14 protein-coding genes are annotated in these 12,385 nt (G+C 47.3%); 1 reads left to right on the forward strand and 13 read right to left on the reverse strand.

Annotated elements, in window-relative coordinates; all coding sequences use genetic code 11:
- Positions 1-51: 51 nt before the first annotated feature.
- The 11 genes from ACO9K6_RS10950 to ACO9K6_RS11000 all read right to left on the reverse strand — a co-directional run bounded on the left by ACO9K6_RS10950 (position 52) and on the right by ACO9K6_RS11000 (position 9,524).
- Positions 52-846, reverse strand: a complete 795-nt coding sequence (locus tag ACO9K6_RS10950; protein WP_424767598.1) for an HAD family hydrolase — start codon at positions 844-846, stop codon at positions 52-54.
- Complete coding sequence (locus ACO9K6_RS10955) at positions 843-1,985, reverse strand: cysteine protease StiP family protein (RefSeq protein WP_424767599.1); 1,143 nt, start codon at positions 1,983-1,985, stop codon at positions 843-845. The genes ACO9K6_RS10950 and ACO9K6_RS10955 overlap by 4 nt, the downstream gene beginning before the upstream one ends.
- On the reverse strand, positions 1,975-3,369 hold the full coding sequence (locus ACO9K6_RS10960) for a phosphoribosyltransferase family protein (RefSeq protein WP_424767600.1): 1,395 nt from the start codon (positions 3,367-3,369) through the stop codon (positions 1,975-1,977). The genes ACO9K6_RS10955 and ACO9K6_RS10960 overlap by 11 nt, the downstream gene beginning before the upstream one ends.
- Positions 3,311-4,516 (reverse strand): HpcH/HpaI aldolase/citrate lyase family protein, encoded by a 1,206-nt coding sequence (locus tag ACO9K6_RS10965; RefSeq protein ID WP_424767601.1) that lies wholly within the window; start codon positions 4,514-4,516, stop codon positions 3,311-3,313. Before ACO9K6_RS10965 ends, ACO9K6_RS10960 begins: the two co-directional genes overlap by 59 nt.
- Positions 4,517-4,605: 89 nt before the next feature.
- Positions 4,606-5,391: a DUF475 domain-containing protein gene (locus tag ACO9K6_RS10970; RefSeq protein ID WP_424767602.1), complete on the reverse strand. Its 786-nt coding sequence runs from the start codon at positions 5,389-5,391 to the stop codon at positions 4,606-4,608.
- 24 nt (positions 5,392-5,415) lie between these two features.
- Positions 5,416-6,672: a TerD family protein gene (locus tag ACO9K6_RS10975; RefSeq protein WP_424767603.1), complete on the reverse strand. Its 1,257-nt coding sequence runs from the start codon at positions 6,670-6,672 to the stop codon at positions 5,416-5,418.
- A 76-nt stretch (positions 6,673-6,748) separates the two neighbouring features.
- Positions 6,749-7,330 (reverse strand): TerD family protein, encoded by a 582-nt coding sequence (locus tag ACO9K6_RS10980; protein ID WP_424767604.1) that lies wholly within the window; start codon positions 7,328-7,330, stop codon positions 6,749-6,751.
- Positions 7,331-7,366: 36 nt separating this feature from the next.
- Entirely contained in the window at positions 7,367-7,945 is a 579-nt protein-coding gene (locus tag ACO9K6_RS10985; protein WP_424767605.1) for a TerD family protein, read from the reverse strand.
- Between the two features lie 83 nt (positions 7,946-8,028).
- Positions 8,029-8,604, reverse strand: a complete 576-nt coding sequence (locus ACO9K6_RS10990) for a TerD family protein (RefSeq protein WP_424767606.1) — start codon at positions 8,602-8,604, stop codon at positions 8,029-8,031.
- 28 nt (positions 8,605-8,632) lie between these two features.
- A complete protein-coding gene (locus ACO9K6_RS10995) occupies positions 8,633-9,226 on the reverse strand; it encodes a TerD family protein (RefSeq protein ID WP_424767607.1) in 594 nt (197 codons plus the stop codon).
- 88 nt (positions 9,227-9,314) lie between these two features.
- Entirely contained in the window at positions 9,315-9,524 is a 210-nt protein-coding gene (locus ACO9K6_RS11000; RefSeq protein WP_424767608.1) for a VWA domain-containing protein, read from the reverse strand.
- A gap of 438 nt (positions 9,525-9,962) precedes the next feature.
- Here ACO9K6_RS11000 and ACO9K6_RS11005 point away from each other — a divergent pair, with 438 nt between their 5' ends.
- Complete coding sequence (locus ACO9K6_RS11005; protein ID WP_424767609.1) at positions 9,963-10,271, forward strand: thioredoxin family protein; 309 nt, start codon at positions 9,963-9,965, stop codon at positions 10,269-10,271.
- Between the two features lie 175 nt (positions 10,272-10,446).
- Here ACO9K6_RS11005 and ACO9K6_RS11010 read toward each other — a convergent pair whose 3' ends face one another.
- The gene (locus tag ACO9K6_RS11010) at positions 10,447-11,295 is read right to left on the reverse strand and encodes a pirin family protein (protein ID WP_424767610.1); all 849 of its coding nucleotides are present in this window, start codon (positions 11,293-11,295) and stop codon (positions 10,447-10,449) included.
- 62 nt (positions 11,296-11,357) lie between these two features.
- The gene (locus ACO9K6_RS11015; RefSeq protein WP_424767611.1) at positions 11,358-12,332 is read right to left on the reverse strand and encodes a ring-cleaving dioxygenase; all 975 of its coding nucleotides are present in this window, start codon (positions 12,330-12,332) and stop codon (positions 11,358-11,360) included.
- Between the last annotated feature and the right edge of the window lie 53 nt (positions 12,333-12,385).

Consider the following 12,385-nt stretch of genomic DNA (forward strand, 5'->3'; position numbering starts at 1 on the left):
TTTACCTTCTTCCATTGTAATTAAGATTAATATTCAATTTAATACTGAGCCTTATTTGAGAGCATGCTCCAAGATAGAATCCAACAATTCCTCGGAGGCCAATGCCCCTCTTGCTGTCGTAAACCGAATATGAGGGTGCGCCGAATAAGCTCGCCCAAGCTCGCCATGTACTGGCGAGATGGCATAATCAGCTGCAAGGAGCAGACTCTCATCCAGCAGACTGTCACCCGCTGCGTAAACGAAGCCCGACCCCAGCTTTTCCTTCACATATTGAATTGCGGCGCCCTTGCTTACTTTCTCGGGAACCAAATAAATCTTCCGCCCTTGCAGCGAATAGCTCCACCCTAGAGAAGCAAGCTTCAGCTTCAGCTCCCCAAGCGCATCAATCGGCAATTGGTCTCTATCTACCACAATTGAAAAGAACAGCTCATCGCACAAATCGGTTGATTTCACCCAATGCGACGATGCGATTTTCCCGAACAGACTTGCAATTTCCGTGTTCTCCGCACAATGCTGCTTCACAGCCTCCCGCACAAAGCCATGCCACTCCTGATCAATACGCCCATTTTGCAAAATGGTTCCACCGTTGCTTACGATGACATACTCCGGCTGAAGCTGTTCCTTAATACCGAATATACGATCGAACTGCTTCGGAACGCGAGTTGTAACTGGAACAAACGGCATAATATCCGACAGATTTTTCAACTTATTCATAGCCGGCTTTGTCATATACGAAATATGTTTGCCCTCATGCAGCTCAACTGGAATCATATCCTCTATTTCGATATCTCCCTTTGATCTAGCAGAAAAAATCAACGTTTGGTCTAAATCGCTTGCAAAAATCATTCGCGATCCCCCTTTAGAGCTTTGATTATCCCGCAGCAGGAATACTTCATATTCGGATATTCCTCTACGGTTACGCCGCGCTCCTTCGCAAGCAGAAGAATATGCTTCAGATTGGGATTGCTGAGCCGGTCAACAAGAATTTTCCAGGGTACTCTTCGCAGCAGAACGCGAGTCGTCTCGCCTACTCCAGGCTTAATAAAGTTAATATCAGTAATGCCGAATGCCTGCTGTATGGCTGCAATATCCTGCAATCCTTGCCAGGTTACTTGATTATCTTCTGGATTTGCTTCTATATGATCAGCTTTCGCCTTCGCGTCAGCCTTGGTCTGTTCAAAATAAGACGAAATCGTATCCACAAACCGATTGGACAGATCCGACTCCTTCCATTCCCGATAATATTTCGCGCCGTGAAAATCATCAGGGCCTATGAGATCGTCACGCAATACAGTACGGCTGATTAAACCGGATACCGTAGAATTGAGGCAAGCGCTAGGGATGAGGAAATCCTCTCTCGTACCAAAAATTCCCGCGCAGCGGCCTGGATCCGCCAGCACCGCAAGCTCGTCATCAAAGCTCAGATCATATTTCACTTTCATATCGCTGCACGCCGCAATAAGCACCTTGCGAATGGCGCCCTTACCCGTCCAGCCGTCAACAAATTGTACATGCTTATCGGGATGATTCTGATGAATAAAAAGAAGTGCGTTCTCGTCTATCCCTTTACCCCGAATAATAGAGAGACTGTAGTGAGGTGCTTCAATACCGTAAACTTGCTTCAAATACCGTTTCATTAATACGCCGATCGGCGTACCGCCTCTTGCAAGAGACGCAAGCACGATATGAGGTCCATGCTTTTTGAGGAGCATCTCGGAGACGGTTCCCACCGCAAGTGCGATCTTCTCTGCGGAGTCTCGAAGAGTTTCGTGAAATAGCTGAATATATTCTGGCGTAGGCTGGTACTCGATGGGCAAGCTTTCGGAATAATGTCCGCCAGTCTGCATCGCCGCTTCGCGCTCCTCCGTTCGCTTCTCCAGTTCTATAAGGCTTAGATCTTTAAGAAGAAAAATGACATCCTCCTGCCTATAGCTTCCAATCAGTGCCGGAGCGGGAATTTTTCTGATTTCGGGGTTAGGCTTCAACAGCTTCGCCCTCCTCCCTTTTACTGAAATAGACGATATGGATACGCGGAATCGCTAATGAAGTGAGTACTTCCTTCAATTCAACCAGCTGCTGTGCCGGCACCTCTCGTTCTATAAAGACAAACATCTCATCATAAAGGCCGCGAGGAATATTGTACATATAGTTGGTTACATCAGCTTGCTCAGGCGATGCAAATCGATAAGCGGAATGAACAGCATACTGCGGTTCTGGATAGGGATGAATAGGGCTGCGTGTACTGGATTGATACCAAATATTCGTCCCAAGCTCCGCGGCAACACGCATCGGAATATACATAAACTCGCCGGTCCCCATGCATAACACTCGTTCACCTAAGCGATGCCCAGCTAAGTAAGCCGCTGCCTGCGCGACCTCCCGATCCAGCAAACCGCTTTCTTCAGCAGTGATGCCGAAGCGTCCGGTATTTCTTAGATAAGGCGTCTCTTCGTTTGGTGCTGAGGCAACACTTGAAAAGCTGCTATTTACGTATAAAAAGTCAATATACGCTTCGGCGTCCTCTATGATCTTCTGCTCAAGGTAGTCGGTGCTCTCGATCGGAGCGCCATGAACCGTTATTTCTCCGGCAACGAGAGACAGGCACTTGATTAAAATGCCAAGCTCCTGCTCCACTTCTCCAAAACGCTGAATATCCGCCTTCGACCGCCAATCAAGCAGACTGGCCACCACATAGTTTTTCTTGCCATACTTCGAATGCAGGTCGTGAATAATGTTTAATGCCGTCTTGCCGGTTGTCATTTCGTCATCCACCAGAATGATCGTCTCTGCCTCCCGGAAAATTGATGGATCGGTCGCATAGCAGCGATGAGCTGTAGCATGAGAATGCTCCTCCTCAAAATCGATGCAAGAGGTCATATAAGCGATACTCTCCCGGGTCGTATGAAGAAATGCCGCTTCCCCTTCGAACACGTCAAACATACTGTGACCGAGTGCCGTTGCCGTCTCCGCGAATCCAATAAACAAGGTTCGCTCGCCTACTGCCATTTTGTCCCGCTTCAGCGCAGCAAATACTTCTGCTGCAGTCTCAGGCGCTTCAAACGCATGCAGCAATTGCTCTAATTGAACCGGAAGCGGTCTGCCCCTGTCGTGCTGATACAGCAGTCCGAGCGATGCTCCTGCCAGAAGAGACACATGCGGTTGTACCGGAATATGCTTGCCAAGCACCTTGCTGACAAATAAAAAGCTGCGTTTTTTATTGATTCTCGCTGCCATCTGAAAAAGCTGCTCCAACGGCAGGTCGAAGGGATTGCCCGTCACCGCAATGGAAACCTCTAAATCTCCAATAATATTATACGATTGCTGATTCTCGTTCTTCTGCGAGTAAGCAGGTGAAGTTTTGGTTTTCATTTAGCACCCCATAAATGTTTGCTCTGATCATAATGCGTCTCGCCCAGGTCATATGCGGCTTGAATTCATTCATTTTGTTGGAATAGCAGCTTTTCATAACGCCTAAATCGCCTTGACCGTTCTCTAGGATGTGAAGAGCGTCCATGTATTCCTCATGTGTAACGACATAGAGCGCCTGTACCGGCTTAATATGAGTAGGATGAATAATCGTTTTGCCAATAATGCCGTTTTCCTTGTCCATGGCCACCTCACGAATCAGGCCGTCTACATATTCGTTGATATAAGACATGCGCAAAATTCGCCCGTGCTTGCCCATGCTCTCCTCGAAGGGCGTCTGCCGCAGCTGCGGCTTAAATACGCGATCGCTCTTGAAATACTCCCAGACCGGTCCGGAAATGACGTAATGATTGTCCATTCTCCCAAACATGTTTATGATATCCGCAATGCAGTCCCGAATGACGGCAATGTCATAGATCGTATTGTCAGGGCTTCTGCGAAGTCCGAACAGACTCGAGAAATCCGTCGCCCCAATGCGGACATTCAGCACGTACTCCTTGTAGGAATAAAGCAACTGGGAAATGCCATGCAAGGTCTCGAGTCGTTTCTCGCGGTAGATCACATTCGAGCTCTCCAGTATCGGCATGCCGTACAGCACGGTGTCCGAGTTCCTTTTGTCTCGATTATAATCCGCCAGAAGTCTGAAATACGTTTCCCCGGTCTTCACATCGAACTTCGGAAATACAAAACCTGTAACGTATTCAATCTCTTCTCCAAAATAAGCTAACAGCCGTTTCAACTGATCAACTGACCGTACTCGTATGAAAATAAGCGGAATGCGTTCAGTGCTCAGCAGGCCAATCGAAAGATACCGACTGATCCTCTGCAGCGTTTGCTTCAGCATTTTCTCAGCATATTCCAGCTGATTATCGCCTACTGCGTCTTCAAGGTCGATGACCATCGATACGAGTCCTTCGTGTTTGCCGGCGGACAAATCGTCCGCAATACTGTCCTTGGTTGCCGGCATATAGAGCGCTGCGCCTATGGCATGAGCAAGCACATCTTTATCGGCGCAATTATTAAACTGTTTTGGCAAGGAGTGGAAGAAGGACTGCTCTTCATCAGTGGTAAGATAGTTAAAGTACCTCAAAGTTCATTCCTCCTTTATGAATCAAAAGTGAAAAAATATCCCTCACATTTCATTGAGGGATATTCCGACAGCAGGTGTATGTGCGCTTCTTATGTTGCTTCTGCGTCTCTCTTCTTGCGGATCAGGCTAAGGATAATCGTGCCGCCAAATACGAGGAATATTAGTCCAAAGAACCACGAGTCCGGAATGTGCAGCCCATATGCCCCGACAATCATTTTGAAGCCGATAATAATGATGAGAATAAATGCCGCCTTCTCCAGCTCGGGAAACTTATCAATAAGCATAAGAAAGAGTTGAGCGACACCACGCATCATCAATACCCCGATAATACCGCCAAGGAACAGCACCCATACCTCTTCGCTTACGCCGAAAGCGGCAAGCACGCTGTCAATACTGAAGGCAATGTCCATTAACTCAACGGCAAGAACGGTACGCCAGAAGCCATAGCCCTTGTTTTTAACTTCTTCTTCCTGTTCTTCCTTCTTCCCGATGTATGGAAGCAGCGGAATGCCGCCCACGCGGGCGAGCTTAAATTGAAGCTCGTATAGATTGCTTAACGCGATCCATAGAAGATACAAGCCTCCTGCTACTTTGATCCACGTAATCTGAACCAAATAGACGCCTACGCCAATCGCAACAAAGCGGAAGAGATAGGCACCCAGTATACCGTAAAATAGAGCGCGCCTCTGCTGCTTCTTCGGCAAATGCTTAACCATAACGGCAAGAACAAGCGCATTATCCGCTGAAAGCAAACCTTCTAATATGATAAGTGTTGCAATAATACCGAGATTGGCGGGCGTAAAGACAGACGCTAAACTATCCCAGCTAAAGAAGTCGCCAAAATTAGCGGCTATACTTTGAAAAAAATCAACCATTTAGACAACCTCCGGATATTACAATTACTTGCTGCCTTGCACCCATCTAAGGCCCCAGCCAAATGCCTCATCCAGTTGACGATGCCCTGTAAAATATTGGACAAGCCTCTGTATACTGAAGGTTTGATTATCTACGTTCTCGATCATCGCAATCGCGCACATGCCCATTCGATTGTTATGCTCGTCCATTCGAACCTCAATATCCGGCCCGCCAGACTGCTTAATTGTGACGACGCCATTCGCCTCAGCCCAGTTCGTAGCCCCTGCGTAAATATAGGCATAAACTACGATTCTTTGAATCTCCGATACATTATTGCCGTTGATTCGAAGATTTTCACCAGTCGTTATAGAGCCTGTTCGATCATCGCCGTCAAGAGACACATAAGGCGCTCTTGAGAAATCGCCAAAGCTGTTACCCAGCGCCTGTACAGAGCCCTTCATCCCGTTCTTTAATTCAAACAGACAGCCGACATCGAGATCCACGCCGCTGGAACGGCCGAAAAACCCAGTCGTTTTCTTCTGATTCCAGTTCAAATTAATGACGATTTCACCCAGCGCGCCTGCGCCTTTCTGCAGATTGATCGTATCTCCGCGTTTGGTGAGTGATATTTTGCTTAAGTTTACTGGCGCTGGTGTTGGTGCCTGTCTTGGCGCAGGTGCTGGTGGAGGCGTCGGCTTTGGAGCCGGCGTCGGCGCTGGCGCAGGTGTATCAGCCTTCACCTCTATGCCGAAGCTGTTGCACAGCGCGGCCAAGCCCCCCGAATAGCCGGAACCGATAGCATTAAATTTCCATTCGCCATTATATCTATATAATTCTCCTACGACAATAGCAGTCTCTACAGAGAAGTTTTTTCCAAGCTCATAGCGCAAAATTTCGCGCCCCGTCCCTTCGTCAATCACTCGAATATATGCGTCATTTACGCTCGCAAAGCTCTGTCTTCTCGTTTCTCCCTCGTGAATCGTTAATGCGAAAGAAATGCGTTCAATGTTCCTCGGTACATCATGAATACGAATCATAACCTGTTCATTATCCGTCTTACCGGCCAAGCTCCTCTTGTTTGCGCCAGCTATTTCGATCGAGCCGCTTCCGTCCTTCGGGTTACCATAAAATATCAAATCCTGGTCTCCCGCCACTTTTCCGTTATCACGCAGCAGAAATGCCGATAAATCAACCTCCATCCCGGTACCCGCTTGCCAGCCCATCCCTACTACAAGATTTCGAAAAGAGGGGTTATTTTTTGTAATATCGGCCTTCTGACCCTTCATTAATGCTAGCTCCATGCTTAAACCGCCCTTCGTTAGTCATAGGATAGGGTGACATGCAATCCTGCTCATGCCAACCTAAAGAGAATATGAATTAAACGGCAAGTCCGTAATTGCGGCAAAGCGCAGCCAAGCCGCCGGAGAAGCCGGAACCGACCGCCTGAAATTTCCAATCAGCGCCATGTCGATACAACTCACAGAAAATAATCGCCGTTTCGATCGAAAATTCTTCTCCGAGATCATAGCGAAGCACTTCTCTGCCGGAGATTTCGTCTACCAAACGGACAAAAGCATTCGATACTTGTCCAAAATTTTGATTTTTGTTTTCCGCATCGTGAATCGTAACGCTAATACCGATGCGTTGAATATGGGCAGGCACTTTGGAGAAGTCAATCTTGATCTTCTCATCGTCCCCGTCACCCTCGCCGGTACGATTATCGCCCGTATGCTCAACCGCTCCATTATAACCAATTAGGTTGTTATAAAATACAAAATCTTTCTCGTCCTTGGCTTTCCCGTCCTGATGCAGCAAAAAAACGCTCGCATCCAGGTCGATTTCGCCGCCGCCCGTATATTTATTCGTGTCCCAGCCTAAGCCAAGGACAACCTTAGTAAGTCCTGGATTCGTCTTGGTAAGGTCTATACGTTGTCCTTTAGAAAGGTTAATAATGGACATGGTTTACTCCTCCTTAACGAAAAGCATGTTTATTATTTAAGTTAGAACGCCAAAATCATTACATAAGCCTGCCAAGCCATTCTGATAACCGCTGCCTACAGCACTGAATTTCCATTCGCTGTTATGACGATAGATTTCGCCGACAACGACTGCCGTTTCCACAGAGAAATCCTCACCCAGATCATAACGAATTAATTCAACCCCTGTATCCTCGTTCACTACCCGAACATACGCATTCGCAACCTGGCCAAAGTTTTGGTTTTTTTGAGCGGCATCATGAATGGTAATACAAAAAGCGACCTTCTGCGTATCCGCAGGCACTTCTGCTAGTTTTATCTTAATCACTTCATCGTCGCCGGCGCCTTCACCGCTCTGATTATCACCCGAGGAGACAACGGAGCCATTCGAATTGGAACGGTTATTGTAAAAAATGAATTCCTTCTCGCTGTTCACTTTACCCGATGCATTCAAACAAAATGCAGTTGCATCCAAGTCAAACTGACTGCCTCCATCGTACTTATTCACGTCCCAGCCGAGACCTACGGAAATTTTGGTCAAGCCCGGGTTGGATTTGGTCAGATCAACCTTCTGTCCTTTAGATAAATTAACTGGCATCAGAGTGCCTCCTCGTCGAATTGTATCATTTATAAAAAGGGCCGCCATAGGCGACCCTTCGCGGGTAAAAGCTGCTATTTGTCTTAAGCTAAACCGTAATCGCGAACCAATCCGGCAAGGCCATCCTGGAAGCCGCTTCCGACTGCGCTGAATTTCCATTCGCCTGAATGACGGTAAAGCTCGCCTACAACGACTGCTGTTTCGATGGAGAAATCTTCACCAAGATCGTAACGGATCAATTCTGTGCCGCTTTGCTCGTCAACGATACGTACGAAAGCATTCGAAACTTGTCCAAAGTTTTGGCTGCGCTCTTTGCCTTCATGAATCGTGATGCAGAATGCAATTTTATCGGTTTCAGCTGGAACTTGAGCGAGATCTACCTTTACTTTCTCATCATCGCCATCGCCTTCGCCCGTACGGTTGTCGCCTTCGTGAACGACTGAACCGTTAGCGTTCTTAGGATTGTTGTAGAAAATAAAATCAGCTTCAGAGCCAGCTTTGCCTTGTGCATTCAAGCAAAATATAGATGCATCAAGATCAAAGTCTTTGCCTCCGTCATATTTATTCGTATCCCAGCCGAGACCTACCATAATTTTCGATAGACCGGGATTTGTTTTCGTAAGATCAATTTTTTGTCCTTTGGATAAGCTGATAGCCATTGTGCAATGCCCTCTCTTCTATGAAGAATTATTGGTATTGACGAGCAAAAATATCGACATGGGGAGCATGTGTGCCTTCACCGATTGCGTTAAATTTCCATTCCCCGTTATGACGGTAAAGCTCACCGACGACCAACGCCGTTTTACCGGAGTAATTTTCCGTCAGATTGAAGCGAATAAGCTCTTGATTGTTTGACGGGTTGAGAATGCGGATGTACGCGGATTTAATCATACCAAAATCCTGTTTTCTGGATTCGCACTCGTAAATATTGACCACGCATAAAATTTTGTGAATATTAGCAGGAACACGATCAAGCTGCACAATGATTTGCTCATCGTCGCCATCGCCTTCGCCTGTAATATTGTCACCCGTGTGAACAACTGAATTACAACCGCTTTGCTTATTGTAGAAGCATACGAGATTTTTCTCGCCGCTAAGCTTGCCGTTCGCATCCAGCAGCAAGGCCGATGCATCACAGTCCACGTTAGCCGCTTTCTTTAAGCCGAAGAAACCGCCCTTTGTTTCAGCTGGGTCCCAGCCTAATCCAACGATAACCTTGCTGAGGCCGGCATTACCTTTAGTTAAATCGACCTTCTGACCTTTAACGAGAGAGATTCCCATCGCATTTGCACCTCCTTTCGATGAAAGTATTGATTCAATAAGTAGCTATACGCCTATTCGACATTTAAGTTCCAAAAAAATTGCACCCTTACATTATTCTACATCCGTTCGAAAGTACCTTTATTCTTTTCTCGATCTCGCCAATCGCGTAATCGCTAATTCCGAACAGAAAAACATCTGCCGCTTGATTATCATCAAAATTCATGGCCAGGCCAAGCGTCTGTTCGCAAGTGTTTTGCACAATTCCATTACGAAATAGCTGCGCCTTAGATTCTGAAATATCGAGTGCAAGACCCACGCGCGCACATACACCGGATAATCCTTTCTTCTTCAGTCATTTTATCTCATCCGTCCTTTTAAATACAAATTACTGCAAAATTTGAAAGCAAGCACACATAAAAACTGGATATTCCCATAAGTTACATAAGAATGCGACAGTTCCGTTACAATATGAAAAAAAGGTGGAAATATCCGCATACAACCGCGATAATTATTAGTAGTAAATCCACTTATACGAGGTGATCTCGTGGAGTTTATTAAGAAGAACAAAACTGGTTTAATCTTTGGAGTGCTAATTCTCATTAACGGGTTATTTCTATTGTCAATCCTGCTCTCTCAAGAATAAGAACAAGCAGACCTCGCTTCATGAAGGGTCTGCTTGTTTGCGCTGATGCCCGCCACAGCGGATTAAAGCAGCTGCTAATCATTACAGCTATCACCGTTAAGGAGCATGAAGATGGCCATACATGAAATTAACGAAGCTTCTTTGCAAAAACAAATTCACGAGGTCAGCGGCAGAACCGCTGTTTTTTTCTATACGCCTTTGTGCGGCACGTGCAAAATCGGGGAAAGAATGCTGGAAATCGCCGAGGTCGCAGGGATCTCTGTCCCGCTTTTTAAGCTCAACATTAATTTCGCCCCCCGGCTGCGTGACGAATGGCAAATCGCAAGCGTCCCATGCCTGGTTCTGCTCGAAAATGGCAAGCCTGTTCAGAAAGAATACGCGATGAAATCAGTTGATCACGTTTATCTCATGTTGAAGTGAAATCTATTTAGATGCGCAATCTGTGTATTTCCTGCAGCTGCTGCTGCTTGGCAGGATCATCCGGCTGCGGAAGCACCGTTTACCACGGGCTTGCCTTCATGTATATGCGATCAGTATGCTATTTGCTGCGCGTAACCGTAAAGCCTTCCTTCTGCAGCAATGGAAGGTGAACGATTTATACGAATTTCCCGTTCCGGTAATCCTCGTACGCCTCGCGAATTTGCTCTTCTGTATTCATAACAAATGGACCATAAGCGACAATCGGCTCGCCAAGCGGCTCGCCTGCATATAAGAGCACGCGAAGCTTTGTAAGCGCATTAATCTCTACCTCGCTTGCTTCACTGCCTTCCTCCCGGCTAAGCGATAACACTTGCCTTTGGCTGGCCTTTGTCCTTTCGCTGCCAAACTCGCCTTCGCCTTCGAGCACATATAGGAAGCCGTTATAAGAGCCCGGTAAATCTTGCTTTACGCTCGCACCTGACTCGAGGGTGATCTCTACCATCGTAATTGGCACGACATTTTGCGTGTCTGCTTGGACATCGCCCGATGAGCCCGAGAAAACACGGATAACCGCGCCTTCTTCGGCTCTGGTCGGCATATTCGCGCTGCGAAGATTCTGATAGCGGGGAGCCGTCATTTTATCCGATGCCGGAAGATTGACCCACAGCTGCAGAGAATGAACCGTTTCTCCCAGCGCCGGATCCTCTTTATGAATAACGCCGCGACCGGCCGTCATCCACTGCGCATCGCCCGGCCCCAGCTCGTCCTTGCCCCCGGAGGCATTATCGTAATGCTCAAGCTTTCCTTCCATCACGTATGTTACGGTCTCGATTCCTCTATGCGGATGGACGTCGAAGGAGCCTTTCTGAAACCAATCCTCTGCCAGCATTAGGAATGGATCATGCTCCTCATAGCGGCCTTGTTCAAGAATAAGACTATTTTTATGTTGGTGGCTGATATGATTGATTTCGGCTGTACGGACCTTCTTGATGCTCCGCTTATAGACCTGTTGCTCTGTACTCATGGCATGTGGCCTCCTTTTGAAAGTCTCAGTATGTCCTCTGTCAACTTTCGAAAAACAAATTCTTACTGCAGCTTTGTCTGAAGAGGCTTCAGTCTGGATTCAATTTGCTCCCGATGCGGCTCCAGAAATGGAGGCAATGCAAGGGATTCACCCAGGTGGTTAATATCCTCATCTGTATCGAAGCCTGGACCATCAGTCGCAAGCTCAAAGAGAATGCCATTTGGTTCACGGAAATACAATGAGCGGAAGTAGTAACGATCAACAAAGCCGGAGTTTGGAATGCGTACGCCTTTGATATGCTCAATCCACTCGCGCAGCTCGTCATCATTATCGACGCGGAACGCGACATGATGGACACCGCCATAGCCTTGCTGCTCGCGCGGAAGATCGTTGCGCTCCTCGATATGAACCTCAGCGCCGCTGCCGCCTTCACCGGTTTCAAATACAACAATATCCGGCTGGCCAGCAATGGTCGAAGGATACTTTCCTTTTTCGCGGAAGCCCATTAGCTTTGTCAGCACAAGCACAGTCGGCTCCGGATTTTTCACCGTTAACTGAACAGGACCGAGTCCGAGAATGCCGTATTCGGCTGGCACCGTGCTTTTCTCCCAAGGAACGCCGCCAGCAACGCCCTCATTATGCTCATCAGATACAAGGACTAGGCGCTGTCCTTCAAAATCTCTGAAAGCGAGCGTGTTACGACCAGCTCTTTCAATGATGCTGTCGTGATCGATGCTTTTCTGCTCGAAACGCTTCTTCCAAAACGCAAGTGCCGCATCATTCGCAACGCGAAGCGACAAGGAGGAGATGCTGCTTGTACCTTCGCGATTTTTGCCGGTCATCGGAAACTCGAAGAACGTAAGCTCCGTCCCCGGATTTCCTTTCTCATCCCCATAAAATAAATGATAAACCGACGTTTCATCCTGGTTTACCGTCTTCTTGACCAATCGAAGGCCTAATAGCTGTGTGTAAAAGTTAAAGTTTTCCGACGCTCCGCCTGTAATCGCGGATACGTGGTGAATGCCTTTGAGCATCATATGAACAACCTCCTGCAAAGTTTTGTGAAGCAAAACTTACTTCGAAAGCCTAC

Source organism: Paenibacillus praedii, assembly GCF_049725345.1.
Lineage (GTDB): Bacteria > Bacillota > Bacilli > Paenibacillales > Paenibacillaceae > Pristimantibacillus.